Below are 24,584 nucleotides of genomic sequence, written 5' to 3' on the forward strand. Positions count from 1 at the left end.
CGTACTCAGTGACCGGCAATCATCGACAGATGCTCGGCAACGGGCCCAAGCGCAAGCGCAGGCACGAACGTCAGCGCGCCAATCAGGAGCACGGCCCCCAGCAGCAGCACAACGAACAGCGGACCGTGCGTGGGCAAGGTCCCTTCGGTCACCGCAATGCGCTTCTTTTCCGCGAGCGAGCCCGCGACGGCGAGCACCGCGACCGCCGGCACGAACCGCCCAAACCACATGGCGATGGCCAGCAGTACGTTATAGAACGGCGTATTGACGGAAAGCCCCGCGAACGCGCTGCCGTTGTTGTTCGTAGCCGACGTGAACGCGTAGAGAATTTCGGAGAATCCGTGCGGGCCGGGATTGGCAATGCCCGCGGTGCCGAGCGGAGACAGCACGCCGATCGACGTGCCGACAAGCACGATCATCGGCATGATGAGGACCGCAATCGATACCATCTTCATCTCGTAAGATTCGATCTTCTTGCCGATGTACTCAGGTGTGCGACCGATCATCAACCCGGCGATGAACACCGCAAGCAGCGCAAAGACCAGCATCCCGTACAGCCCCGAACCTACGCCGCCGTAGACGACCTCGCCCAGTTGCATCATCAGGATCGGCACGAAGCCGCCCATCGGCGTGAGCGAATCGTGTGCATTGATCACCGCCCCGCACGACGCAGACGTGGTGGCGACCGTAAAGATGCCGGAATCGGCAATGCCGAATCGCACTTCCTTGCCTTCCATGTTGCCGCCGGTCTGCAGCGCCGATCTCGTCTGGTCGACGCGCAGCGAGGTAAACACCGGATTGCCGGCCTGCTCCGCCGAGATCTCGCCCCAGCAGCCAATCGCAAACGCGATGGTCATGGCCGCAAGCACCGCATAGCCTTGCCGGTTGTCGCCGACCATCCGGCCGAAGACGATGCACAGCGCGGCGCCGATGCACAGCATGGCGATCATCTGGACGAAATTCGCCAGGGGCGTCGGGTTCTCGTACGGATGCGCGGAATTGGCATTGAAGAATCCACCGCCATTGGTGCCGAGCATCTTGATCGCTTCCTGCGATGCCAGCGGTCCCATCGCAATGGTCTGCTTGTCCGCCTTCATGTCCTGCATCACGGGGTTGCCCTTTGCATCCTTGATCGGGTTGCCCTGTGCATCGGTCTTCGGCACCTGGTAGGTCGTGACTTGCAGCGTCGGCACGTCCACGTACGCCCTGAAGTTCTGGATCGCCCCCTGACTCACGAGCACCAGCGCGATGACGAACGCGATGGGCATCAGGATGTACAGCGTGGAGCGGGTCAGGTCGACCCAGAAATTACCGATCGTCTTTGTCGTGTGGCGTGCGAACCCCCGTATGAGCGCAACGGCCACGGCAATTCCGGTCGCTGCGGAAAGGAAATTCTGCACAGCGAGCGCCGTCATCTGGGTGAGGTAGCTCACCGTCGTTTCCGGCGTGTAGTTCTGCCAGTTCGTGTTGGTAATGAAGCTCACTGCCGTATTGAAGGCAGCATCGGGTGTCATGGGACCGAAGCCCTGCGGGTTCGCAGGCAGCCATTGCTGCAGGCGCAGAAAGCCATACACCGCCAATGCGCCCAGCGCATTGAACAGCAGCACTGCGAACGCGTACTGCTTCCACGACATCTCGACATCCGGATCCACCCCAGCAAGCTGATACAGAGAACGCTCGACTGGCCGGCCGACCTTGCGCACGACGACAGACGAGCCGTCGAGCACCGAAGTCATGTAGTGACCAAGCGGAATGGCGACAGCAGTCAGGACTACGATGAAAAGCACGACGTGGAGCAGGTTGTAGGTATTCATTCGAGTTCCTCCGCGCGCAGTAGCGCGTACACGAGGTACACGAGCAGGAGCAGCGTCGCGGCGGCGGCGAGCCAGATCATCCATGCGGTCATGGCCGGCCTCCCGGTGCATGCCCGTAAAGTTTCTCGCAACCGATGACAAGCGCGACACTGAGCCCGAGGAAGACCACAATGCCGGCGATGTAGATCAGGTCCATATCGATGCCCCGCAACGGATCGGAAATCACGACGTGAAGTCGGCCCCTTCTACTGGCCTTGTCAAGACTAGGAAACCGCGAATAAAAAAGGTGTAAATATCGAAGCCATGGAAAAAGGCAGCCGTCGACACAGCCGGGTGCGGGGCGCCACCTGGTTCGATTGCGTAAGCTGTTTAATTCATCGGCCCGGGGTCTCGACATGACGGGATAGCCTGCACAATCTTTCTCGTGTGACCTACGCTACGAACGACAGCGTCACGGAACTGATGCAAAATCCGCGCACTGACGTCTGCGAATTGCAGCGATTCGAACCACACGACCTTAGCCAACATGTCGAACCCGACCAACGCCAGCGTCGATCCGGCTGACCCGCGCGGGAAGAACGCAAGTCCTCCTCATGCGCCGCCGTCCGCGCGCGGCGCGACCGCAATGGCATCGCTGGCGCTCGCCGCGCTTGGTATCGTTTTCGGCGACCTCGGAACGAGTCCCCTGTATGCATTGCAGGAGGCTTTCAATGGGGCGCGTGGCGTGGCCGCGACGCCGGAAAACGTGGTGGGCATCGTCTCGCTCTTTTTGTGGTCCCTCATCCTGATGGTGAGCGTCAAGTACGTTCTCGTTCTGATGCAGGCCGACAACCGTGGCGAAGGCGGGTTGCTGGCGCTCCTCGCGCTGCTGGTGGGAGAGCGTAGCGGACGCGAGACGCGGCGGGGCGCGCTGCGCTGGGTGTTCCTCGCGATGTTCGGTACGGCCATGCTGTATGGCGACGGCGTCATCACGCCCGCGATATCCGTGCTGAGTGCGGTCGAAGGCATCGAGGTCGCCACACCGGCCCTCTCGCACTACGTCGTGCCAATCACGGTGGTGATCCTCGTGGCGCTGTTCGCCGTTCAGCCCCTCGGGTCGGGCCGGGTCGGTGTGGCGTTCGGGCCGATACTCGCCATCTGGTTTGTCGTGATCTTTATCCTCGGCGTCGCGTCCATTGCGGGAACGCCCGGCATTCTTGCAGCCTTCAACCCGATCAACGGCATCACGTTCTTCATGCACAACGGCTTCAGAGGCTTTCTCGCGCTGGGCGCCGTGGTGCTGTGCCTGACCGGCGGCGAAGCACTGTACGCCGACATGGGACACTTCGGTGCCAGACCTATCCGTCTGGCCTGGTACGGGTTGGCACTGCCCGCGCTGACTGCCAGCTATCTTGGACAAGGCGCACTTTTGCTGCGCGATCCCAGCGCGGCATCGCGGCCCTTCTATACGACCGTGCCCACGTGGGGACTGTATCCCATGGTGGTCCTGGCGACGCTCGCCACCATCGTCGCGTCGCAGGCCCTGATCTCTGCGGTGTTTTCGCTTACGCGACAGGCGTCACAACTCGGCCTCTCGCCTCGCGTGACCGTCAGGCACACTTCGTCCAGCACGGCCGGACAGATCTACCTGCCCGGCCTGAACTGGCTTCTCATGGCGGGCACTATTGGCGTGGTGCTGCTCTTCCGCTCGTCAGACAGTCTTGCGGCCGCTTTTGGCATCGCGGTGTCCACAACCATGGCGATTACCACCTTGCTGTTCGCCGCGTTCGCGCACGTGCGATGGAAGTGGCCGGTGTGGCGTGTCGCACTCGTCGCCGGCGTTTTCATGCTGGTGGACGCATCGTTTGTCGCCGCCAACGCGATGAAATTTGCGGATGGCGGCTGGCTGCCGCTGGCGATCGGCGGCCTGACGTTCCTGGTATCGACGTCCTGGCTCGTCGGGCTGCGGACAATGCGCCGTTCACGGGGGGATTCGGGCTTGCCGCTCGACGTCTTTATCGCCAGTCTCGCGAAAGACGCGCCATACAGGGTGACGGGCACGGCCGTGTTTCTGATGGCCGCCGGTGACTCGGTGCCGACGACCCTGCTTCATCACCTGAAGCACAATCAGGTCCTCCACCAGCAGGTGATTCTGCTGACCTTGCTGACTGAGGAAATCCCGCGCGTATCGCAGGAGGACCGGTTCGATGTCCAATGCTTCGATCAGGGCTTCGTTCGCGTCGTGGGTCGCTACGGCTATATGGAGTCGCTCGATGTCCCGGAGTTGCTCAAGCAAGCCTTGCAGAAAGCCGGACGAAAAGCTTACGACCCGATGACTACGTCGTTTTACCTCGGGCGCGAGTCGCTTACGGTATCCAGCCATCTCAATCCCGGTCGCCGTTTGCTACTGAGTCTCTTTATTCTGCTGCGCAAAAATGAACTCGATGCGACCAACCACCTGAAGGTGCCGCCCAACCGTGTAGTCGAGATGGGGGCGAGGCTCGACCTCGAGTGAGCGAAACCCCGTCCTCGCTTACGGTCGCGAAGGCTCTCGCCAGCTTCACTCCCCTCGGTAGTTCAGCCAGACCTTCATCGGTCCGCTTTCGCGGTTATGCCAGGCGAAGTAAGGAATAGCGATCAGGGTGGCATCGTTGCGCGGCGTTGCGTCATCGGCTTCAGTCAGGGGGCGGTAAAGCGCCGCCGTCCAGTCCGGATCGATTTCGCGTTCGTGCGCAGCGCCCTTCAGCACCACCACGCCCCCGAGTTGTTCTTCCCGCCATTGCGCTTCGAGCAAATCCGGGTCGACATAGAGCTCGTCGAGATCGACTCCCGGCATGTCGGCGCGTTCGACGCAGTACAGCAGCGGTCCGCGACTCAACGCAATCCGGCCACGATTGTCGGGCACCTTCGGGTGGCTTTGCCAGGCGCGCAAGGCCATGGGCAGCGTCATGCGGATCACATCGCCGGGTTGCCACAGGCGCTTGACCACGATGTAGCCGTGCGCGTCCGCGGTGGTGCCGATCGCCTGCCCGTTGACGGTCAACGCGATCGACGCATTCGCCCGCGTGGCGGCTGATGCGCCGTCGCGAGCCGTCACGAAACCGGCGGTGCCGTCGATCCATCCCGGAACGCGCAACTTCACCGCGAACTCGCCTTGCGCATCGACGGCGATTTCGATGGCGCCATCCCACGGATACCGCGTGCGCTGGCGCAGCGCCACCGTGCGCCCGTTGAAGTCGATACGCGCGTCGCTCTCCATATACAGCTGCACGTAAATCGAGTCGGCGTCGGTCCCATAGACGTAGCCGGGCAGCGACGCAATCGTGCGCGCGACGTTCGGCGGACAGCAGGCACAGTAGTACCAGGGTTGCCGGCGATGTCCGCCGTCGTCCTCGAGCGGATTCACGTAGTAATACGCGTCGCCACCGAGCGACCAGCCCGGCAGCATGCCGTTGTACAGCGTCCACTCGAACAGGTCGGCATAGCGTGCGTCGCCCGTCGCGGCAAGCATCCGGTGGCACCACATCATGCTGCCGATCGCGGCGCACGTTTCGGTATAAGCCTGGCTATTCGGCAACTCGAAGTCCGCGCCGATCGACTCGCCGTCATGCCGCGCGCCGACGCCGCCGGTGATATACATGCGATGCGCGACCAGCCGGTCCCACAGCGTTTCCAGCCGCGGCAGCAGGCCGGCTTCGCCGGTCTCCAGGTAGAGATCGGTGACACCGCACGACATGTACAAGGCGCGCACCGCATGCCCGGCCAGTGTTTCCATCTGCTCGAACGGCACGTCGTCCTGGAAATACGCGTCGCCGAACCGGCCGCCCGCGAGCAGGCCGTGACCGCGCGCCTTGATGAAAAAGCGCGCCAGCGCGAGATACTGGTCATTGCCGGTTTCGCGCGCGAGTTCGACGAGCGCCATTTCGATTTCCTCGTGCCCGTCGATGGCCTCGACCTTCCCTTCCGCCTCGGGCCCGAAGCGATCGCACAACAGGTTGGCGAAACGGATCGCCACGTTCAGCAGGCGGCGCTTTCCGGTCGCGCGGTGGTGCGCCACCGCAGCCTGGATCAGATGGCCCGCACAATACATCTCGTGCAGGTCGCGCAGGTTGCTCCAGCGTTCCGCCTTGCGCTCCACGCTGAAATAGCTGTCGATATAGCCGTCTTCGTCCTGCGCACGTTCGATCAGGGCGATGCCTTCGTCGATGCGCGCCTCCAGCAGCGCGTGAGGCCCGCGCGCCACCACCCACGACGCGGCTTCGAGCCACTTGTACAGATCGGAGTCGTTAAAGAAGATGCCTTCGAAGGGACCATCGTAGTCGCCGGACACGCGGCGAAAATTGTTGAGCCGCCCGGTGCTTTCAAGCAGGTCCCACTGGCTCGGCAAGGTCTTGTCGATGTTCGTCGCAACCCGTGGCCCCCAGAAGTCGCCGCGCAGTTCGACCGCGGTCACGGCAACGGGTTTGATGCGCGCGTAGCGCGTGGAGGCGGAATCGACGACTACGGACTGTCGCAAGGTTCTTGTGTCGTTCATGATGTATGGGGAAGGTTATGCCTTGACCGCGCCAGCAATCAGACCGTTGATATAAAAGCGCTGCAGCAGCAGGAAGAGGAGCGCGCACGGCAGGATCGAAATCGTGATGCCGGCCTGCATCAACCCCCAGTCGATCGCGCCGAGCTGTCCGCTTTGCGCGTTCAGGAGCATGACCGGGAGCGTGTAGTGCCTGGCGTCGCCAAGCAGGATCAGCGCGGCCAGCAGTTCGTTCCAGGAACCGAAGAACGCGAACAGTCCAGCCGTGACGAGCCCCGGCATGACGAGCGGCAACATGATCATGCGCAGCGACTGAAGCGAACTGCATCCGTCGATCAGCGAAGCGTCCTCGATTTCAAGCGGCACCGAGTCGAACGAGTTGCGCATCATGAACACGGCGAACGGCAACTGGAACGTCGTGTAGACGAGTGCGAGCCCGAACAGCGTGCCTTGCAGATGCATCCAGCGCAGCAACACGAAGAGCGGGTTGAGGATCGACTGGAACGGAATCATCAGCGTCGCGAGGATGACGACGAAGATCAGATTGCGCCCCCGGAAGCGGAATCTCGAGAAGCCATAACCGCCGAGCGTCGAGAGCACGAGTGTCATCGCAACCGTCATCAGCGACACGGACGCACTGTTGCCGAGATACCGCCAGATCCCTTCTCCGTAGTCCGCGAGGTTCCGGTAGTTCTCGAGCGACAGACGCGACGGGATCCAGCGAGGCGGCGACGCGCTCGCATCGGCTGCCGAATAGAACGAGGTCAGCGCGGACCAGGCGATCGGGAACAGAAACAGCAGCGTCAATACCCCGCAGATCAGGTAGTAAAGCGCCACCGAAAGCTGCTTCTTCAGCCGGCTTGCATGGCCGGCATAGTTCAAGGCGGGCACGCGGGCCTTCAGCGCGGCCGGCGGCATCTGCACGAAGCCGGTCTCGGCGGAACGCAGCTTGTTACTCATCGTCGTCTCGCAGAAGAACCATCTGGATCACGCTCAGCGCGAGCAACACGATCAGCAGCACCACCGACATCGCGGCGCCGTAGCCGAGCTTGAAATATGTGAACGACGCGCGATAGATCCAGTGGACCACCGTGATCGTGCTGTTCATCGGCCCACCTCGCGTCATGACGTAGAACTGCTCGAACGCGAGATAGGAACCGATCACCGCCATGATCAGCGCGAGCGCGAAGGTGCGCCGCATCATCGGCAGCGTGATGTAGCGCTGTTGCGCCCACCACCGCGCGCCGTCGATGCGCGCCGCCTCATAGAGATCCCGCGGGATGGCCTGCATGCCGACCAGCAGGATCACCATCGTGAAGCCGCAGGCTTTCCACACCACCATGACGATCAGCGAGGCGAGCGCGGAATTCGTGTCGCCGAGCCATTGGACCGGTTCGCTGACGATGCCCAGTTGCATGAGGATCGCACTGAAGATGCCGACCTGGTCGTTGAAGAGCCAGACCCACAGCAGGCTCGCCGTCGTCATGCCGATGACGACGGGCAGAAAAAACGCCGTCCGGAAGATGCCGACGAAGCGGCTCGCCTGATTCACGAGCAACGCCAGCAGGAACGCCACCACGAAGATGGCGGGCGTCACGAGCAGCGTGTACTCGGTCGTGAACCACAGCGCGCCCCAGAACGACGCGTCGTGCAGCAGTTCCAGATAGTTGCGCAAGCCCGCAAACGAGGGGACGCCCATCAGCGGCCAGTGGTAAAACGACATGCCGATCGTCATCGCCAACGGCAGGAGGAAAAACACCACCGTGAATGCGAAGCATGGCAGCACGAACCAGTACCCTGCGCGGCGCCGGCCGACTCCTCCACGCTGCTGCCGACGCCTGGCCGGCAACGCGAAACCCGTGCCGCCGGGCGGCGCTTCGTTCAGGACGTCCATCGTTTTCGCCTCCGGATGCGCGTTATTCAGCGTTATTGGGCGTTCAGGATTTCGGTGAAACGTGCCTGCGCAGTCGAGACGGCGGTATTGACGCCCTTGCCGAACACCGCCTCCTGAATCATGGCGAGCCAGGGACCGTTGGGATCGTTGATCAACTGATTGAACTTCGTGCTGTACGGCGTGCGGCCTTTGCTCATCGCCGTGGCCGCCAGCAGATAGCGGCCGTCGAGCTTGCTATAGGCGTTGTCGGCGAGGTCGACACGCACGGGAATACTGCCGTTCTTCGCGAACTGATCGACCTGGACCTGCTCGCCGAGGCTCCATTTGATGAATTCGAGCGCGTCCTGCTTGTGCTGCGAACCGACCGGAATCGCGATCGAGTCGCCGCCGGCGAAGCTCGCCCAGCCACCATTCTGTCCCGGCAAATAGGCGAGACCGAAGTCGATCTCGGGATGCGTTTTCTTCAGGATACCGATAGAAAATGCGCCGGAACCGACCATGCCGATCTTGCCGGTCAGGAACGCATTGATGAAGTTCGCGCCGCTGTCGGTTTTCGCGCTCGCGGGAATATCGCCCGCTTCCCACATGCGGCGATACATGGCGAGCGTGCCTTCGAGCGCGGAATTATTCAGCGTCGCCGTCTTGCCGTCCGCCGAGAGCAGGTCGCCGCCCGAAGCCCAGACATAGGGCGTCAACGTAAAGATGTTGCAGCCGCCGCACGCGCCGGAAAAATAGAAGCCCTTGACCCCGTTGCCGAGCGCGGTGATCTTTTTGGCGTCGGCTTCGAGTTCGGCCCACGTCTTCGGCGGCTGATCGGGATTCAGGCCCGCACGCTTGAAGAGGCTTTTGTTATAGAGCAGCATCGAGCTTTCCGCGCTGAAAGGCAATGCATATTGCTTGCCGTGGTAATTCCCCAGGCGCAGATGAGAGGGACTGAGGCTCTGGTAGAACGGCAGCTTTTTTGCCTGGTCGGTGATGTCGGTCAGTTGCCCCGCGCGGGCAAACTGGGGCACGAAAATCAGGTCGATGGCGATCACGTCAGGCGCTGCGCCGCCCGCCGATGCGGTGCCGAACTTGGTGACGAAGTCGTCGTTCGGAATGACGGTCAGATTGACCTTGGTGGGATGACCTTGATTCCATGTGGCGACGAGCGGTGTGACGAACGCCGCATCCGACGCGCGCACCCAGAAGGAAATGCCATCATCGGCCTGTGCGTGGGTCGCGGCGAACAGTGCCACGCATGCCAGGCGGCCAAGCCACCGCTTGCATCGATTCATGGATGTCTCCTCTTGTCATCGACATGCCGCTTGCGACGTCCGCCAGACCGTCATGCTGGCTTCGCCGCGCGGGACATGCCGCCAAACTTCGGGAAAATGGGCTTTTTTCTACCTTTGTGCGTTGCAGCAGCCTTTTCCGGCTTTCCGCGAACGGCCGGTGCGCAGAGATTGACATGCCCCATTTGCCGCCGCAAGATGAAGAAACCGCAGTAAAACAGGACAATTCCGACTTTTCCGCCCATGACAGATCCAGCACTCCGCCTGGCCTGGTCGCCGCCTGTCGAAGCCAGCAATGGCGGCCTGTTCGTATCGCGCGGCGTGGGCGTGCATCCGTCGCGGCGCATCCAGTCATACGAGTTGATCTATGTCCGGCAGGGCTGCCTCGAACTGCACGAGGACGGCAAACAATTCGAGGTGAATGCGGGGGAAACGTTATTGCTCTGGCCGGGCCGGCTGCACGGCGGCACGTCGCCGTTTGCCCCCGATCTCAAGTTTTACTGGGTGCATTTCACGTTGCCCGAAACGCCGCTTTCTGGTTCCGCATGCCGTGAGTGGCTCGAGATTCCGCAGCACGCGCGGGTCGAGCGGCCCGATCATTTATCGGGCATGTTCCAGCGTCTCCTGAACGACCAGCAAATCTACGGCGTCCAGCCATTGCCGGACAGCCTCACGATCGTGCAGATGCTCTGCGAACTGAAGCGCTCGCGCGTGGCGGCCACCGCTGTCGACGGCGCGCCGCAGCAATTGGCGGCAAGCGCCGACCGGTGGATTCGCACGCACTTTCACGAGCCGATCAGCGCGTCGTCGATTGCGGCGCACCTCGGCTGCAACGCGGACTATCTAGGACGCGTCTATCGCGCCGTCTATGGCCGTACGCTGACCGACGCCGTCCATGAACGTCGTATGCTGCACGCCGCCATCGTACTTGCCGAAGACCGGTTGACGATCGCGCAGGTCGCCTACGAATGCGGATTCGAAGACAGCGGCTATTTCCGGAGGCTGTTCAAGAAGAGTAAAGGCATGACGCCGAATGCATTCCGGCGGCTGCACTTGCGCGTTCACGTCAATACAGCCTGACACGCGCGGAAGGCCGGGATACCTGCGCCAGATCGGTTCGATGTGACGACGGCACCCGGGCCATTCCATTTCGCATCATTCGTCCTTAGCGGATCCCGCGCTTGATCAGCGGAATGAGCGAGTCGATCGTCGCGGGTGTCTGGACGCCTGCGCCGGTGTTGATGGTCAGTCCCGCGAAGTGATAAGCCGCCGAGAGCACGCACTGCGTGACCGGCAGAAAGCCCTGCAGATAGAGTTGCTGGTCGAGCGTCGCGGTAAGGTATTTGCTCTGCAGCCCGGAAATCGTGGCGGGCGCCAGATCGATACCGCCCACGATGATTTGCCCCGGCTTCTTGCCGGCCTGCTGGAGCGCCTGCGGAATGAACCCGGTCACGCCGCCGTGCTGGGTGCCAATCGCCTTCAGATCAGGGTGCGCCTGAATAAAGGCGACCAGGATCGGCACGGCCAGCGATGAATCGGAATCCACCTGGGGCGAGATATTGAGCCGGGTCACCTTCACGCCGGCCTTTTCCAGCGTCTCGGCAAGACCGCGGTCGGACTGGCTGCGCACGCTCTCGTTGAAAACACCATATTCGAGCGCCTCGTCGCCCTTCTTGAGCCCGGCGTTGAGCATGGCCTGAGCGGTGATCTGCCCGCCCACGTAGAGTTCGACGCCGGCGTAGCCGAAGCCCTTCGCGTCGTAGAGCTTCTGGTTGTCGGGTAGCGGCGTGTTGCCGACGGTCACGATGATGCCCTGGTCCACCGCCTGCTTGATCAGTGGGGCGAAGGCCGGATCGCCCGGGTGGCCCATGATGCCGATACACGTCGGCTTTGCCGCCATCGCCTGGCGAAACTGCGCAAGCATCGTCTCCGGGCTCCAGGCCGAGAATTGCTCGATCACCTTGATGCCGAAGGCATGTCCCGCATCCGCCGCCCCGGTCTGACGTGGCAGCGTCGCGCCATCGCCGGGGTTTCCGCCCATCTGCATATACATCGTCATACCGGCGCCGAGCTGCCCCGACGTGGTCGGCTCAGTGGCACCGGCAGTCGGCGCGAGGCCGAACGCAAGCACGCTCGTCCCCAGGAGGAATCCCGTCATGATCTTGTTCATTTCCGCTCCTATCTCCTGATTTAACGGCTTTATCGCCGCCCAAGCCTCAATCTTTCGCGCAGCGCGCGCAGCCTGGCGGGATTCTCGACCAACAGATGCAGGATCACGGCGACGATGAACACGACCCCTTCGATCGCCTGGACCCAGAAGCCGGCGATACCGGTCGCAACGATTCCTGCCTCCAGCATGCCAATCACGAAAGTGCCGAAGAAGGTGCCCACGATCGTCGCCGTGCCGCCGAACACCGAGGTTCCGCCGATGAACACACCGGCCAGCGCCGGCAGCAGGTAGCCTTGCCCCTGGGTCGAGAAGTAGTTCAGATTCTCGAGCGTGAGCAGGACCGTGGCGAAACCGGCCAGCACACCCATCAGCGTGAACAGTTTCACCGTCTCACGCAGCACGTTGATGCCCACGACCTTCGCCACGTTGCGGTTGTCTCCGATGAACAGCACGTGCTCGCCGAAACGGTGGCGATTGAGGATGAACCACATGAACACGGCGAGGCCGAGCGCCCAGAGCGCTTGCATCGGGATCAAACCGAACAGCGTGCCCGTGAATACTGCATAGGCTGAACCGCTGGCGAGCTGCTGCAGAGCATAGGAGAGCCCGCCGGAAAGGATCGATGCGACACCGGCCCAGAGGAACTGTGTGCCAATCGTCACGATGATGGACGGCATGCCGACCACCGCGACCAACACCCCGTTCACCACGCCGACCAGCGCACCGCCCGCCAACGCCGCAATAATGGCTAGCCAGGCGGATCCGGTGGTGTTCACGCACCAGGCGAACAGAAAGCCCGAGAATGCCATCACCGAGGGGAAAGACAGATCGATCTCCCCTGCCGCAATCACCAGCGTCAGCCCGATTGCCAGCACCACCAGCGGCGGCACGGTGGTCAGGAAGGAGAAGTAGATTGGCCAGCCCAAAAAGACGCGTGGCGCGGTTGCCATGAACAGGCCGACCACCAGCGCAAATACGACCAGGCTCGGCAATCCCTCCATGCGGGCAAAACCCGGCAGGCGCAAACCCACCAGGCGCACCGGCCGCTTTTCTTTTATCGGATCGCTCACGTCCTTGTCCCCGCAACCGGCGCCGGGCCGTGCCCGCTTTGCTGTAGCGAAATCAGGAACCGCGTCAGGTCTTCGAGGCTCATTTCACCTGACTTGATGTCCGCGACGATGCGGCCGCGATCGAGCACGACCAGCCGATCGGCGAGTTCGTGCACATGAGCGAGGTTATGTTCGATGTAGACGCAGGCGCGGCCGGACTCCTTAATGGAGCGCACAAAGTCGAGAACCTTGCGCACCTCGCTGATGGCAAGCGCCACCGTGGGTTCATCGAGAATGATCAGATCGCTGTCGAAATGCATCGCCCGTCCGATCGCGACGCCCTGGCGCTCGCCACCGGAAAGTTTCGCAATCAACGAATCCGCGTCAATCCCCACGCCGCGAAAACCGAGTTGTTGTTTCAGAATATCGTTGGCTATGCGCCGCTCTTCGGCGACATTGATAAAACCGAATCGGTTGGTGATCTGCCGGCCGACAAAAAAATTACGCCACAGCGGCTGCTTCTCGCCGAGCGATTTCTCCTGATACACCGTCTCGAAGCGCAACCGGTGCGCCTCGCGCACGGAAAAGCGGCTCCAGTCGACCTCCTCGTCGCGGATGAACAGCTTGCCCGTGCTCGGCCGCACGACCCCGGTCAGTACCTTGATGAGCGTCGATTTACCCGCGCCGTTATCGCCGATCAGGCCGACGATCTCGTTGCGGCCAATGGCGAGGTCGATGCCGGAGAGCGCGCGTATCTTGCCGTAGGACAGGCTGATGCCCTGCGCGCGCACAATATGCCGCCAGTCGCTCGTCGCGCGCGCGGCATCGCTCGCCGTCACGCTACGCTCCGGCGCAAATGACCTACAGGGATGTTGTGTACGACGATAGCCATAAAACTTTCCCCTTGCTTATCGATCGCCGCATCAACTTACATTGGAAAGTCTCTTGAATTCAGCAAGATTTACAGTCTAGTTCAAGAATCGCCTGACGAGACCCCTTATTTCATCGGGAAACCACTAGTCCTCGGCATCTGAATAACGGAATATAAGGGATTCAGACGCGCTCACGATCGATAGCAAACTTTGCGCATCTCCTCTGACACGGCAACTCGTGCAGGAGGCACGACAGCGCCGTTCGCTACCACGGCATCGAGGTCGACAACGAGTTAGAGATGGTCAACAATCACCGGGCCCGCCTATGCCGGTTTCGACCGCCACGAATGAATCAACCTGAATTCACACTTCGCGCAGCGACGCCCGCCGACGAGCCATTTCTGTTCGATTTACGCAGGGCAACGATGAACGAGCACCTGGAACGCGCGGGCGAAGCGACCGACGAGCACGCGCATTGGGAGCGTCTGCGCTATCGCTACAACGACGCTTATGTCATCTGTTGCGGCTCGGAAAAACTCGGACTCTTCAAATTCTTTCGCGACCCGGACGCATGGACCATCGTGCAAATCCAGATCCTGCCCGAACATCAGGGTCGCGGTATCGCGGCCCATATTCTCGGTGATTTTCTACGCCAGGCGGACGACGCTCGCGTACCGGTCAAACTCAGCGTTCTGAAGGGAAATCGGGCGATAAGCCTTTACCAGCGCTTCGCGTTTCAGGTGGTCGATGCGACTGACACGTCGTTGCTGATGAGGCGGCGGTAACGCCGCCCAAGGAGGCGCTCGCGTCCGCTTGCTGCAGCCTCGCCCTCGACCGGCCGATGGCGGTGGCGTGCCGCGAGCACCTGCGATGCGGTCGTTTGCCGGCCGAAGGTATCGGGCGGAAGCCGGCAGTGTCCACAAGGCCTGGGCCCCCAGTCCGCCCAGGCCGCCCCCGCCTCAGTGCATATCGCCAACGACAACGCGTGCCGACAACGCGTTCGTATCACGCGACGACGACGCGGCGCGGATCTCGTAGCTTCCGCCATGCACCTGCCACGCGTGCGTGGTGGCGTTCCACGTCGCGAGGCGCCGCGCCGGGATGACGACGCTCACCTGTTGCGACTGCCCAGGCCGCAAGGCGACCTTCGCCCATCCCACCAGGCGCTGCGGCGGCTCGCCCAGACCCGGCGGCAGCGTGGCGTACACCTGGGCGACTTCGGCGCCGGCACGCGAGCCCGTGTTGGCGACGGTGAACGAGGCGATTACGTTGCCGCCCTGATCGGTATGCGTCCTGAGCCCCGAGTACGAGAAAGTCGTATAGGAAAGCCCATAGCCAAACGGGAACAACGGGTCGATGTTTTTCGCATCGTACCAACGGTACCCCATCAGGAGTCCTTCGCTATAGACGACGTTCAGGTTGTTGGGGTCGATGGTCGGCTGCGGCAGATCGGCTTCCTGGCGCGGGAACGTGATCGGCAGCTTCGCGGACGGATTCACGTCGCCGAACAGAATGTCCGCGATCGCCTGGCCGCCTTGCACACCCGGATACCACGCTTCCACGACGCCGTGAACGCTGGCGAGCCACGGCATCGTGACGGGACTGCCGTTCTCCAGCACCACGATGATCCGTTTGGCCTTCGCAGCCACCGCGTTGATCAGCGCACTCTGGTCGTAAAGCTGATTGCTCGGGTCCGCCTTGTTGTCCGGCAAGGACAGGTTCGCCAGATCCGTGCCCTCGCTTTCCCATTGCGTGGCAAACACGATCGCGACATCGGCGCTGGCGGCTGCGCTAGCCGCGGCGGTGGCGTTCGTGCCGTCGAAGTACGTCACCGTGGCCTGAGGCGCCTTGGCCTTGATCGCGTTGTACGGCGAGGACTTGTACCAGGTCGCGCAATTCGAAAGCAGCGGGTTGCCGGACTGGCATCCCGACACCGCATTGCCGTCTGCCGCGGGCACGCCTCCCGACCCGCCTCCGGACATCACGCCGACATCGGCATGGCCGCCGATCACGACGACCGAGTGCAGGCCGCCGGCGGCGAGCGGAAGGACCGGCTGGTTGCTGCCCGACGCCGGTCCATTCTTCAGTAGAACGATCGACTCGTGCGCCACCGCCAGCGCGTCACGGTTGCCAGCCGTCTGGTCGACCGAGCCGCCGGGGGGTGGCGGGTTGTCCATGACGCCAAGGGCGATCATGGTGCGCAGCTTGCGAAAGACCATGTCATTCAGACGGGCGACCGGAACGCTACCGGCCTGGACCGCGGCCTTGAGCGCGCTGCTGAAATACGACTGAATGCCGAAGCCCGCCCCAGCCGTGCCGAGATCGCCTGGCTGCTCTTCGTCGAGACCCGCCATCGCGGATGCGACGGTACTATGGTTGGCCGTCCAGTCCGACTGCACTTTGCCCTTGAATCCCCACTCCTGCTTCAGGATGGTCGTGAGGAGTTCCGGGTTTTGGCAGGCATACACACCATTGACCAGGTTGTACGAGCACATCACGTTGCCAGGGTGCCCCTCGCGCACGGCAATCTCGAAGGCCAGCAGCTCCGTTTCCCGCATCGTCCTTTCGTCGACCACCGAATTGCTCGTCATCCGGTTCGTTTCCTGGTCGTTCATCGCGTAGTGCTTCACCGTGGCGATCACATCCTGCGACTGCGTGCCCATGGTGCGCGCGGCGCTCATCGTGCCGGTCAGGACGGGGTCCTCGCCCATGTACTCGAACGTGCGGCCGTCGCGCGGCTCACGAGCGAGATTGACGCCGCCACCCAGTCCTTCCGCATAGCCGAGCACGCGCAGCTCACGGGCAATACGCGCCCCGTAGGCCCCCGCGAGCGCCACGTCCCAGCTCGAGGCGAGCCCGATCGGTGCGGGAAAGGCCGTGGTATGCGCGTTCTGCACGTTCACGCCGCCAGCCGAATCCGCCGTGGCCAACGGCGGAATGCCCAGACGGCTGACGCCGGGGATATAACCGGCGCCCTGCACCCACGAAGGAAACGGGCCGCCCAGCCCGACAGTGGGAATGCCCGTTCCGTGCACCAACTGGATCTTTTCGTCGAGCGTCAGTTGCGAGACCAGGACTGCCGCGCGCCTGTCGGCCTGGTCGCCCTTCGCCTTCCAGTCAAAGGCCGGCTGTGACGCACCCGAAGCATGGGAAAAGAACTGCGCCACCATCGAAAATGGGCTGGCGCCCCATGTATTGCTGCTGGCGGCTTGATCCGCGTACGCCACGGAGCCGGCACACAACGCGCCGGCGACGGCAACCACTATTTGCTTCGCATTCCTCACGGTGTCTCTCCTGTTTTGCCGATTGCATGAGCGATGACCCGCAGGATTGCGGGACCGTAATCGGACTACATTTTTCTTCTAGTTTTGTGTTGAATTGCCCTACGTAGCGAGATGACGATAGCACCCGGCGAAACGTTTGCGCTTATCGTGCCGTCGCAGAACTTAACCTTGCGTCGCGGCACCAGGGTTTGCCTTAACCCCGCGCCGAGTGCCATTTCGTCGTTACCTTGCAGGCGGTTTACGGCGTCGTCGTACGGACTCAGGCCGCCCGATGTCGATTCATGCGGATTCGATATCCGGACCCATCGGGCCGTTTGAGGATTGGGGCAAGGATGCTAAAGTCACCAGCTACCAGCGGTTAGCCGAGGCGACGTTTCTCCGTTCCATGGTGTCTCCCATGACGACCGATCAAAAGACCGTTTCAAACGTCCTTGCCCAACTCTCGCTCAAGTCCGCCGTCGAACACGGCATGTCGCCGCACGATTTCACGCGCCTCACCGGCATAACGGAGGCGGAACTCGCCCATCCGGACGGGCGCATCGCCGCTCACAAACACATTGCGATGCTCAATCTGCTGGAGCCTGGCTACCAGGCTTCGGAGCGGCTCGAAATCTTTTCCAGTTACTCCTTTCGGGCACCCATTAGCACGTTATTGGCCATCGTCACGAATAGCCCGACTTTGACGAAGGCCTTTGACCAGTTTCTGCGCTACCGGGTGCTGATCGGGAATGTCGATACCGTGAAGGTCAAGCGGGCAGGCCAGACGTTCGAATTCGAATACGTTCTGGACGGCGCGCGCAGAAGTTCGTCGAGCGCCTTCTATAATTTTCTGCTGCTCATTCGCCTCGCCGAACAGTACTACGACGGTGAGCCCTATCCCACCCAGATCGAGCTGACTGGCGAATCGTTTGCGCCCGTCTCCCAGCTCTCGCACCTGTGTGGCGCGACGGTGAAATTCAGGCAAAGCCGCAACCGCATGCTGATAAAAACTGGAGCGGCGGACCTGCCGTATCGCAAGTACAACGAGATCACCGAAAACATACTCTGCGGGCAGGCCGACGCCGATATCCGACGCTTCGTTGTCGGCCATTCGTTTTCTTCGAGAATCGAAGATTTCGTGACGAAGATGATTCGTGAGGCGCATGCCGGCCTGCCGTTTTCGAACCCCATGGAGGAAGTCTGCGGCCGCCTTGGCATTTCACGCTCGACCCTGCACCGGCGCTTGCAGGGTGAAGGGACGAACTTCCAGGCGATCCTGGCTCACGCGCGGCTCGAGGAGGCCAGGCGGTTGCTGCCGCTGGCCGATTATTCTGTGGCCGCGGTGAGCGATCTTCTCGGCTTTTCTTCTCCCTCCGCGTTCTCGCGTTTCTTTCTCGAGAACAGCGGCAAGTCCCCTTCGCGCTACAAGTTCGAAAACTGCAGGTTCTAGTGAGCTTTCTCGACAGACTGCGCCTGCGTTGTCCGCCCTCGAACCGAAAGGCGGAGGGCGGGATCGATGCGCGGTCTCCGATCGCAGACTCCGGGACAATCATAAAAGCATGCCACGCGTTAATCTGGAGTCCACGAGGCAATGAGTACTTTCCCCTTCGTTCCCCCATCCGGAGAAAAGGCGGACTACGACGCGTTGATTGGCGAGGCGCCGGCGTTTCGTCAGTTGGTCAGGATGATCGATCGCGTCGCGCCCACCGATCACGCCTTGCTCATCATCGGGCCGACGGGCTCGGGCAAGGAACTGGTCGCGTGCCGCGTGCACAGGCGCAGCCTGCGCCGCGATCAACCGTTCGTTGACGTCAACTGCGGGGCGATTCCCGAGCACCTCGTCGAAGCGGAACTGTTCGGGCACGTCAAAGGCGCTTTCACCGGCGCCGGCGAAAGTCGTCCCGGGCTCTTGCAGCAGGTCGGCAAAGGCACGCTGCTGCTCGACGAAATCGGCGAGCTGCCGCTCGCGCTGCAGCCCAAGCTCCTGCGTGCGCTGGAAACGCGGACGTTCCGCCCGGTCGGCGCCTCGTCGAGCGTGCGTTTCGAGGGGCGCGTGGTCGCCTCGACGCACCGGGATCTGCGCGAACTGGCGCGCCAGGGGCTGTTTCGCGAAGACCTGTTCTACCGGCTCGCGGTGTTCGTGCTGGCCGTGCCCGGGCTCGACCAGCGCGTCGAGGACATTCCTGCGCTCGCCGCCCATTTCGCCTCGCAACAGGAGCGCCGCATCGAGTTTTCGCCGGCTGCGCTGCGGCGGCTCGGCCGGCATACCTGGCCGGGCCACATCCGGCAATTGCGCAACCTGGTCAGCCAGTTGAGCGTGCTTGCCGAAAAGCCGCTGATCGAGGAAGACACGCTCGAACCGTTTCTGCTTAGCGAAACGGCCGGAGCGGTTTCGCGCGCCGCGCTCGCCGACATGCTGCTGCAACTCGAAGGACGCGACAAACTCGCCGCCGCCGAAGACCTCCTCATCGACCGCGCGCTGGAGCGGACCACGGGGAACAAGAGCGCCGCCGCGACCTTGCTCGGGGTGGGTCGCAAAACAGTCGAACGCCGCCTGAAGTCGCGCGAGGAACACCATCGCGAAGCGCACAAGAGTCTCGAACATGCGATGGCGCTGATCGATGCAGCGCGCTTCGCCGAGGCCATTCCCCATTTGCGGCGTTGCCTCGACGTGCTGCAGACGAGCCGTGACGAGGCCGGCGCGCGCCGCGCCCAGTTCGATGCCTACCGGCTGCTCGGCATGAGCCTGCGCAGCGTGCACGGCTGGTTGTACGCAGAAGCCACGGCCTGCTACGCGGCGGCGCTCGAGGTCGGAGAAGGGATCTGCGAGCCTGGCGAAATCGCAGCGATCCAGTTCGGCGTCTGGACCACCCAGTTGACGACGCTCCAGCTCAAGCAGGCGCGCGCGAGCGCACAGGAGATGCTGCAGCGCGCCCAGAACAGCGGGGACCGCGTATCGCACGACGAAGCGCACGTCGCCATGGCCAACACGCTCTACTGGCTGGGCGACAGCGAAGAAGCCCTCGCCTGCCTAGCGCGCGGCAATCTGCTCGGCGTGACGCGCGACGATGCGCGCACGGGTTCGCAGGGAATCGATCTGGCGAGCCTCGCATTGACATTCGAGGGGCTGGCCGCCTACCAGATCGGCGAGTTCGGGCAAGCCCGGCGCGCGATGGATATGCTGATCCTGCGCGCGGGCGAGCCGGGTGCGCATGCATTGGCGCACGTTCTCAACCTGCAGGGCGCCGCGTGGCTGGCGTCCCTTTTCGACGATCAGCGGAGCGGGCCGCTCGCGAGCGAACTCGAATCGGTGTCGATCGCCAACGGCTTCCCTTTCTATCGGGGCATGGGTCAGATCCTCCGCGGCGTCGATCTCAGCGCGCAAGGCTTGAACGCGGAAGCCGAAGCCGTGATGCTCGACGGTTACGACAACCACATGGTCTGCAACGGCGGCGCGCTGTTCCATTCCTTCAAGATGTGGCAGCACGGCGAACTGCTGCTGCGATCCGGCCGCGCGCAACAATGCGCAACGATGCTGTCCGCCGCGGTCGACGAAACCCTCGCGCGCCAGGAGCGCGCCCACCTTGGCGAACTGCTGGTCACCCGCGCGCGGGCGCAGTGGGCGCTCGGCGATCTGACGTCCGCCGAGCAGGGATTGCGCACCGCCCTTTCGACGGCGCTCGCGTTCGGTTCGGTGCCCGCGCGCGTGGAGGCCGCGCGCTATCTCGCCAACCTCCTGCGCGCCACGGGTCGCCGCAGCGAAGCGATCGACACGCTCGCCCGCGCGTTGCGGGATCAATCGGCCGATTCCACCCGCCGCATAGCGGACGCTATCGCGTTGCTGGCCGAACTGCGCCATGAAGCGTCTGCCGGACCGGGCGACCAGGGACCCGCCGCGGGCCACTAAGCCACGCAAGCTACGCCACGATGTCACCCAAGCCACGCCACGCCACGCCGGGAACTGGACGAAATCGTCCAGTTCCGGCAATTTCTCCGGTCGAAATCGTCCTGCGCCGCCCTCCCACGCGCTGCCGTAACCCGTCACCACGGGGCCGCGCAGCGCGGGCACGATCGTTGCTCACTGTTGAATATTCGGGACCAGAAAGAAAGCCGACACGCGCACGAAATCACGACGGGGTCGATGAACAGAGCGCAATACGCAATACGCGTGGATGGCGAATATATTCGACGGCAAGGCAAAATAATGATAATTGCAATTGAACGGGAAACATCGCAGCGTCCGCAGTCCGCCAATCTAGATGCGAAGCGTGTGACCGCACGCGAGGACGCGAAAACCGGGGCGCAGGGAGTCAGTCCGTATACGGCGAAAAATCTCGACGGCGCCATCACGCACCTCGAAATCGCCATCGCCTTCGACGGCAACATCGCCGTGTTCGGCCAGCGCTACTGGCTCGATCGCGTCCAGCGCATTGCGTCCACTCCGGAGATCATGCCCGCCCAGGCCCGGCGACTTCGGCACTTGCTGGATCACCTCAAGGTCGCATGAGCGCCCGACCCACCCTGACGAAGGCGCCACAGTCAATGCGCAGGGCCGAAGAAGGCCTGCGCACCTTCCGATGGCGTCAGTCCGGCGGCGAAATAGCCTTCGAGGCGTTCGGCCTTGGCGTCGTCGAGCAAGAACGGCGGACGCACGAGCCCTTGTGCAATCGCGTGGTCGTACCACCGGCTCATCCACTCGCGCAGCTTCGTTTCATAGGGGGACGGCAATTCGTCTGGCGCGATCTCTTCCATGCGCAATCTCCGCTCGCGGCCTGCCTGCCGCTATATTCTTGTCGCTACACGTGCTGCGCCCATCGAAGGACGCAGGATATCGGGTGGAAACACTTGCCATCCACGGTCGGGATGGCGGAAGAAAAACAGCGCGCGCGGTCCGTCCGCTGTTTGCGCCTCGATGAATACCCTCGCGATCCGCCCGGACGGCGAACGATGCACCGTCACGACCCGCACTGTCTGTCTGCTGGTGGGGTTCAGCCACTTCACGACTGCTGCCCCCAACGACTGCCGCACCGCCATCGCCGCCCCCCCGCGCTTCATGTGAAATCATCGTAGACAGCCGTTAAACCGGCCGCCATCGGGACGGGTAGATAGTTCCCTCGGGATTGTCTGGTTCGCTTGTCAGGATTTCCTTCTCGCCGCGCGTCACTCGCCGACCAGACCATGCCGGATCGCATAGCGGATCACCTCCGCGTTATTGCCCAGCCCGAGCTTTTGCATCAGCCGCATCTTGTGCGTGCTGATCGTCTTGGCGCTAAGGGCGCACGCATCGGCGATATCGTTGATGCTCTTGCCCGACGCCAGCATCTGGAGCACCTGGAATTCGCGGTCCGAGAGCACCTCGTGCGGGGGCACGTCGCCCGCATGCTTCTCGAACACCATGGCGTCGACGAGTTTCGGGTCGATAAAGCGCCCGCCGTCCGCGAGCTTGCGAATCGCGGCGAGCAGCACCTCGGGATCGCTGTCCTTCGTCACATAGCCTGTCGCGCCGGCCCGCAGCGCTCGCGACGCGACCTGGGCTTCGTTGTGGATGCTGAGCACGAGCACCGGCAACGCAGGTTCCTCGGCGCGCACGCGGCGGATGAGATCGACGCCGCTGATGCCCGGCATCGTCATGTCCAGCAGCAGCAGGTCGACTTCGCAGGTCCTCAGCTTTTCGATCACCTCCGAACCCTGCCCGGCCTCCGCGGTCACGACCATGTCGGCAGTCGTCGCGAGGATCTGCTTGAGTCCGCCACGCACGATGGCATGGTCATCGGCGATGAGTATTCTGATCATGGGGGTTTTCAAGCGGAACGTGGATCGAAATCGTGGTGCCAGACGCAATGCCAATAGTCAGGTCTTTGCAGGGCTGACTGTCGATGCTCAACGTACCACCAATCAGTCGCGCGCGCTCTGTCATGCCAAGCAGGCCGTATGCGTACCTTGCATACGCGGCGGCCACGTCGAAGCCGCGGCCGTCGTCGCGCACACGCAAGTCGAGCGAGCCGGGCCCCGTAGTGAGCGCGACCTCGACGCGCTGCGCCGCCGCGTGGCGCGCGACGTTCGTCAACGCAGCCTCCACGATGCGGAAGAGCGCCGTGGCCTGCATGTCCGACAAGGCGGGCTCGCCGCTTGCCACGTGCAGTTCGCACGGGATGGCGTTGTGCCGGCTCCATTGACTGGTCAGCCATTCGAGCGCCGAAACGAGGCCGAAGTTTAGCGCAGCGGGCCGCAGGTGGCTTGCGACATTGCGGACCATCCAGATCGTGCCTTCGACCAGTTCGCGCATGTCGTCGGCCCGGCCGACGGCCTCGGGATCGTCGGTGAGCCGCATCCTCAGCAGCGAGACATCCATTTTCAGCGCGGTCAGCAACTGGCCCAGTTCGTCCTGAATCTCCAGCGCGCTGCGCTTGCGCTCGTCTTCGCGAATCCCCTCCAGATAGGCCGACAGGGCCCGCTGCTGCTCGCGCGAGCGCACGAGTTCGTCTTCCACGCGCTTGCGGCCGGAAATATCGTGCAGGCCCACATATATGGCCGCTGCGCCATCGTAGTTCGACAGCCGTGCCGTCGCCATGGCCCAGAACTGCGTCCCGTCCGGCCGACGCAGTTTCACCTCGGCGTCGCCGAAGCTGCCTTGCGCCGCGAGACAACGCACCAGTCTTTCGCGCTCCAGCGGGTCGACGTAGAAGTCGACAATATTGACGTTCTTGCACGCCGCTTCATCGAGGCGCAGCAGTTCGCGAAACCGTGCGTTGGCATAGAGCAGATGGCCGTCGGGCATCGAGGTAATGCCCATGGCCACCGGGCCCGATTCGACGATCGCGCGAAAACGCGTTTCGCACGCTTTGAGGCCGCGCTGCTGCATGCCGAGCTGGCGGTGGGCCGAACGCAACGCGAGGTGCGTGCGGACCCTGGCCATCAGTTCCTCGACGTGCACGGGCTTGCGCACATGGTCGGCTGCGCCGGCGCTGAGACCATCGGCCAGGTCGCGATGATGGCCTGCCGGCATCATGAGCACCACCGGAATATCGCGCGTGCGCGCGTCCGACTTCAGGCTGCGGCAGGTGGCCAGGGCGCCCACGCTGGCGGCCTCTGAATCGAGCAGAATCAGTTCGGGCTGGGAGACGCACGAACGCTCCAGTACCTCGAGGCCACTGTTCGCGGCGAGCACCTCGAAGCCCTCCCATACGAGGTGATCGGCGATCAAACGGGTCTCGTTCGGCGTACCGCCCGCGACCAGAATCGTGCAGGCGTTCGTTGTCGTGGCCTGCGAGTCAGTCATCTTGCCCACGGTTGCTCCGGCCCTGGTTGCTTTGTTTTGTCCTCGTCGCCAAAGCCATGGCCCTTCGGCAACCCTTTATCACGTATGCGGGTAATACGGATTCCGCGCGCCCGTCAGCCCTCCAGGCTCCAGGTGCCCTACGTGGCGAACGAATGTCTTGCAGAGATTTCCGCGCGGTCGATCAGTTCGTCGAGACTGCGAGCGAGTTCGCCAAGCGCCGATAATGCATACAGATCGAGCTTGTCCGCATGGTTGCGGCGCAAGTCTTTCATGCTTTCCTGCAAGCGCCGGATCGTGCCCGCGCGGCTGTCCGGCAGCGGCCAGCAGTGCATCAAATAAGCCAGCGGCGTGAGATTGCGGGATTCGCACCATGTATCGAACAGGCGCATGCAGATCGAGTTCACGTCCTGCACGCGCGCCTTACGGTCGCCCCACTCGGAAATCATCGCGCGTCGCCTC

22 protein-coding genes are annotated in these 24,584 nt (G+C 62.9%); 6 read left to right on the forward strand and 16 right to left on the reverse strand.

Annotated elements, in window-relative coordinates:
* Nucleotides 1–5 precede the first annotated feature (5 nt).
* Genes kdpA through M3A49_RS07915 form a run of 3 tightly spaced genes read right to left on the reverse strand, consistent with a single transcriptional unit; the run spans nucleotide 6 to nucleotide 2,040 of the window.
* Nucleotides 6–1,814, reverse strand: coding sequence for a potassium-transporting ATPase subunit KdpA (kdpA, locus tag M3A49_RS07905; RefSeq protein WP_266228205.1), 1,809 nt, complete (start codon nucleotides 1,812–1,814; stop codon nucleotides 6–8).
* Nucleotides 1,811–1,906 carry a potassium-transporting ATPase subunit F gene (locus M3A49_RS07910; RefSeq protein WP_254343476.1) on the reverse strand — a complete coding sequence of 32 codons (96 nt, stop codon included), beginning with the start codon at nucleotides 1,904–1,906 and terminating at the stop codon, nucleotides 1,811–1,813. Before M3A49_RS07910 ends, kdpA begins: the two co-directional genes overlap by 4 nt.
* Nucleotides 1,903–2,040, reverse strand: a complete 138-nt coding sequence (locus tag M3A49_RS07915) for a hypothetical protein (RefSeq protein WP_266228305.1) — start codon at nucleotides 2,038–2,040, stop codon at nucleotides 1,903–1,905. Before M3A49_RS07915 ends, M3A49_RS07910 begins: the two co-directional genes overlap by 4 nt.
* A 300-nt stretch (nucleotides 2,041–2,340) precedes the next feature.
* Between M3A49_RS07915 and M3A49_RS07920 the strand changes: the two genes are divergently transcribed.
* The gene (locus M3A49_RS07920) at nucleotides 2,341–4,308 is read left to right on the forward strand and encodes a potassium transporter Kup (protein ID WP_266228206.1); all 1,968 of its coding nucleotides are present in this window, start codon (nucleotides 2,341–2,343) and stop codon (nucleotides 4,306–4,308) included.
* A 45-nt stretch (nucleotides 4,309–4,353) separates the two neighbouring features.
* Here M3A49_RS07920 and M3A49_RS07925 read toward each other — a convergent pair whose 3' ends face one another.
* From M3A49_RS07925 to M3A49_RS07945, 5 genes are read right to left on the reverse strand one after another with little or no spacing between them, the layout of a single operon-like run.
* A complete protein-coding gene (locus M3A49_RS07925; protein ID WP_266228207.1) occupies nucleotides 4,354–6,327 on the reverse strand; it encodes a glycoside hydrolase family 127 protein in 1,974 nt (657 codons plus the stop codon).
* Nucleotides 6,328–6,342: 15 nt separating this feature from the next.
* Nucleotides 6,343–7,284: a carbohydrate ABC transporter permease gene (locus tag M3A49_RS07930; protein WP_266228208.1), complete on the reverse strand. Its 942-nt coding sequence runs from the start codon at nucleotides 7,282–7,284 to the stop codon at nucleotides 6,343–6,345.
* Nucleotides 7,277–8,218, reverse strand: coding sequence for a carbohydrate ABC transporter permease (locus M3A49_RS07935; RefSeq protein WP_266228209.1), 942 nt, complete (start codon nucleotides 8,216–8,218; stop codon nucleotides 7,277–7,279). The genes M3A49_RS07930 and M3A49_RS07935 overlap by 8 nt, the downstream gene beginning before the upstream one ends.
* A gap of 32 nt (nucleotides 8,219–8,250) precedes the next feature.
* On the reverse strand, nucleotides 8,251–9,495 hold the full coding sequence (locus M3A49_RS07940; protein WP_266228210.1) for an ABC transporter substrate-binding protein: 1,245 nt from the start codon (nucleotides 9,493–9,495) through the stop codon (nucleotides 8,251–8,253).
* Nucleotides 9,496–9,545: 50 nt separating this feature from the next.
* Nucleotides 9,546–9,737, reverse strand: a complete 192-nt coding sequence (locus tag M3A49_RS07945) for a hypothetical protein (RefSeq protein WP_266228211.1) — start codon at nucleotides 9,735–9,737, stop codon at nucleotides 9,546–9,548.
* On the opposite strand from M3A49_RS07945, the gene M3A49_RS07950 reads away from it, so the two are divergent.
* Nucleotides 9,736–10,572, forward strand: coding sequence for an AraC family transcriptional regulator (locus tag M3A49_RS07950; protein WP_266228212.1), 837 nt, complete (start codon nucleotides 9,736–9,738; stop codon nucleotides 10,570–10,572). The two genes, M3A49_RS07945 and M3A49_RS07950, sit on opposite strands and share 2 nt — an antisense overlap.
* A gap of 85 nt (nucleotides 10,573–10,657) precedes the next feature.
* On the opposite strand, the gene M3A49_RS07955 is transcribed toward M3A49_RS07950, so the two are convergent.
* Genes M3A49_RS07955 through M3A49_RS07965 form a run of 3 tightly spaced genes read right to left on the reverse strand, consistent with a single transcriptional unit; the run spans nucleotide 10,658 to nucleotide 13,550 of the window.
* A complete protein-coding gene (locus M3A49_RS07955) occupies nucleotides 10,658–11,662 on the reverse strand; it encodes a substrate-binding domain-containing protein (protein ID WP_266228213.1) in 1,005 nt (334 codons plus the stop codon).
* Nucleotides 11,663–11,691: 29 nt separating this feature from the next.
* Nucleotides 11,692–12,732, reverse strand: a complete 1,041-nt coding sequence (locus tag M3A49_RS07960) for an ABC transporter permease (RefSeq protein ID WP_254354421.1) — start codon at nucleotides 12,730–12,732, stop codon at nucleotides 11,692–11,694.
* On the reverse strand, nucleotides 12,729–13,550 hold the full coding sequence (locus M3A49_RS07965) for an ATP-binding cassette domain-containing protein (RefSeq protein ID WP_266228214.1): 822 nt from the start codon (nucleotides 13,548–13,550) through the stop codon (nucleotides 12,729–12,731). Before M3A49_RS07965 ends, M3A49_RS07960 begins: the two co-directional genes overlap by 4 nt.
* Nucleotides 13,551–13,930: 380 nt before the next feature.
* On the opposite strand from M3A49_RS07965, the gene M3A49_RS07970 reads away from it, so the two are divergent.
* Nucleotides 13,931–14,368, forward strand: a complete 438-nt coding sequence (locus M3A49_RS07970) for a GNAT family N-acetyltransferase (protein ID WP_266228215.1) — start codon at nucleotides 13,931–13,933, stop codon at nucleotides 14,366–14,368.
* A gap of 174 nt (nucleotides 14,369–14,542) precedes the next feature.
* On the opposite strand, the gene M3A49_RS07975 is transcribed toward M3A49_RS07970, so the two are convergent.
* Nucleotides 14,543–16,753: a beta-glucosidase family protein gene (locus M3A49_RS07975; protein ID WP_266228297.1), complete on the reverse strand. Its 2,211-nt coding sequence runs from the start codon at nucleotides 16,751–16,753 to the stop codon at nucleotides 14,543–14,545.
* A gap of 385 nt (nucleotides 16,754–17,138) precedes the next feature.
* Between M3A49_RS07975 and M3A49_RS07980 the strand changes: the two genes are divergently transcribed.
* The 3 genes from M3A49_RS07980 (at nucleotide 17,139) to M3A49_RS07990 (ending at nucleotide 21,353) form a co-directional block, all read left to right on the forward strand.
* The gene (locus tag M3A49_RS07980) at nucleotides 17,139–18,296 is read left to right on the forward strand and encodes an AraC family transcriptional regulator (protein ID WP_266228216.1); all 1,158 of its coding nucleotides are present in this window, start codon (nucleotides 17,139–17,141) and stop codon (nucleotides 18,294–18,296) included.
* A gap of 141 nt (nucleotides 18,297–18,437) precedes the next feature.
* Nucleotides 18,438–20,753 carry a sigma 54-interacting transcriptional regulator gene (locus M3A49_RS07985; RefSeq protein WP_266228217.1) on the forward strand — a complete coding sequence of 772 codons (2,316 nt, stop codon included), beginning with the start codon at nucleotides 18,438–18,440 and terminating at the stop codon, nucleotides 20,751–20,753.
* A 261-nt stretch (nucleotides 20,754–21,014) separates the two neighbouring features.
* Nucleotides 21,015–21,353 (forward strand): hypothetical protein, encoded by a 339-nt coding sequence (locus tag M3A49_RS07990; protein ID WP_266228218.1) that lies wholly within the window; start codon nucleotides 21,015–21,017, stop codon nucleotides 21,351–21,353.
* Nucleotides 21,354–21,385: 32 nt separating this feature from the next.
* Here M3A49_RS07990 and M3A49_RS07995 read toward each other — a convergent pair whose 3' ends face one another.
* From M3A49_RS07995 to M3A49_RS08010, 4 genes are all read right to left on the reverse strand, one after another.
* The gene (locus M3A49_RS07995; RefSeq protein ID WP_028203895.1) at nucleotides 21,386–21,598 is read right to left on the reverse strand and encodes a hypothetical protein; all 213 of its coding nucleotides are present in this window, start codon (nucleotides 21,596–21,598) and stop codon (nucleotides 21,386–21,388) included.
* Nucleotides 21,599–22,006: 408 nt separating this feature from the next.
* Entirely contained in the window at nucleotides 22,007–22,639 is a 633-nt protein-coding gene (locus tag M3A49_RS08000; RefSeq protein WP_028203894.1) for a response regulator, read from the reverse strand.
* Nucleotides 22,614–24,125: an ATP-binding protein gene (locus M3A49_RS08005; protein ID WP_266228298.1), complete on the reverse strand. Its 1,512-nt coding sequence runs from the start codon at nucleotides 24,123–24,125 to the stop codon at nucleotides 22,614–22,616. Before M3A49_RS08005 ends, M3A49_RS08000 begins: the two co-directional genes overlap by 26 nt.
* 137 nt (nucleotides 24,126–24,262) lie before the next feature.
* The gene (locus M3A49_RS08010) at nucleotides 24,263–24,571 is read right to left on the reverse strand and encodes a hypothetical protein (RefSeq protein WP_028203892.1); all 309 of its coding nucleotides are present in this window, start codon (nucleotides 24,569–24,571) and stop codon (nucleotides 24,263–24,265) included.
* Between the last annotated feature and the right edge of the window lie 13 nt (nucleotides 24,572–24,584).

The sequence above is a fragment of the Paraburkholderia sp. CNPSo 3076 genome (assembly GCF_026343935.1).
Taxonomy (GTDB): Bacteria; Pseudomonadota; Gammaproteobacteria; order Burkholderiales; family Burkholderiaceae; genus Paraburkholderia; species Paraburkholderia nodosa.

Excerpts from the sequence above, each read along its gene's own strand:
- kdpA (WP_266228205.1), bottom strand. The coding sequence starts at position 1,814 with ATGAATACCTACAACCTGCTCCACGTCGTGCTTTTCATCGTAGTCCTG.
- M3A49_RS07910 (WP_254343476.1), bottom strand. The coding sequence starts at position 1,906 with ATGACCGCATGGATGATCTGGCTCGCCGCCGCCGCGACGCTGCTCCTG.
- M3A49_RS07920 (WP_266228206.1), top strand. The coding sequence starts at position 2,341 with ATGTCGAACCCGACCAACGCCAGCGTCGATCCGGCTGACCCGCGCGGG.
- M3A49_RS07925 (WP_266228207.1), bottom strand. The coding sequence starts at position 6,327 with ATGAACGACACAAGAACCTTGCGACAGTCCGTAGTCGTCGATTCCGCC.
- M3A49_RS07930 (WP_266228208.1), bottom strand. The coding sequence starts at position 7,284 with ATGAGTAACAAGCTGCGTTCCGCCGAGACCGGCTTCGTGCAGATGCCG.
- M3A49_RS07935 (WP_266228209.1), bottom strand. The coding sequence starts at position 8,218 with ATGGACGTCCTGAACGAAGCGCCGCCCGGCGGCACGGGTTTCGCGTTG.
- M3A49_RS07940 (WP_266228210.1), bottom strand. The coding sequence starts at position 9,495 with ATGAATCGATGCAAGCGGTGGCTTGGCCGCCTGGCATGCGTGGCACTG.
- M3A49_RS07950 (WP_266228212.1), top strand. The coding sequence starts at position 9,736 with ATGACAGATCCAGCACTCCGCCTGGCCTGGTCGCCGCCTGTCGAAGCC.
- M3A49_RS07945 (WP_266228211.1), bottom strand. The coding sequence starts at position 9,737 with ATGGGCGGAAAAGTCGGAATTGTCCTGTTTTACTGCGGTTTCTTCATC.
- M3A49_RS07955 (WP_266228213.1), bottom strand. The coding sequence starts at position 11,662 with ATGAACAAGATCATGACGGGATTCCTCCTGGGGACGAGCGTGCTTGCG.
- M3A49_RS07970 (WP_266228215.1), top strand. The coding sequence starts at position 13,931 with ATGAATCAACCTGAATTCACACTTCGCGCAGCGACGCCCGCCGACGAG.
- M3A49_RS07975 (WP_266228297.1), bottom strand. The coding sequence starts at position 16,753 with ATGGTGGCGCAGTTCTTTTCCCATGCTTCGGGTGCGTCACAGCCGGCC.
- M3A49_RS07980 (WP_266228216.1), top strand. The coding sequence starts at position 17,139 with ATGTCGATTCATGCGGATTCGATATCCGGACCCATCGGGCCGTTTGAG.
- M3A49_RS07985 (WP_266228217.1), top strand. The coding sequence starts at position 18,438 with ATGAGTACTTTCCCCTTCGTTCCCCCATCCGGAGAAAAGGCGGACTAC.
- M3A49_RS07995 (WP_028203895.1), bottom strand. The coding sequence starts at position 21,598 with ATGGAAGAGATCGCGCCAGACGAATTGCCGTCCCCCTATGAAACGAAG.
- M3A49_RS08000 (WP_028203894.1), bottom strand. The coding sequence starts at position 22,639 with ATGATCAGAATACTCATCGCCGATGACCATGCCATCGTGCGTGGCGGA.
- M3A49_RS08005 (WP_266228298.1), bottom strand. The coding sequence starts at position 24,125 with ATGACTGACTCGCAGGCCACGACAACGAACGCCTGCACGATTCTGGTC.
- M3A49_RS08010 (WP_028203892.1), bottom strand. The coding sequence starts at position 24,571 with ATGATTTCCGAGTGGGGCGACCGTAAGGCGCGCGTGCAGGACGTGAAC.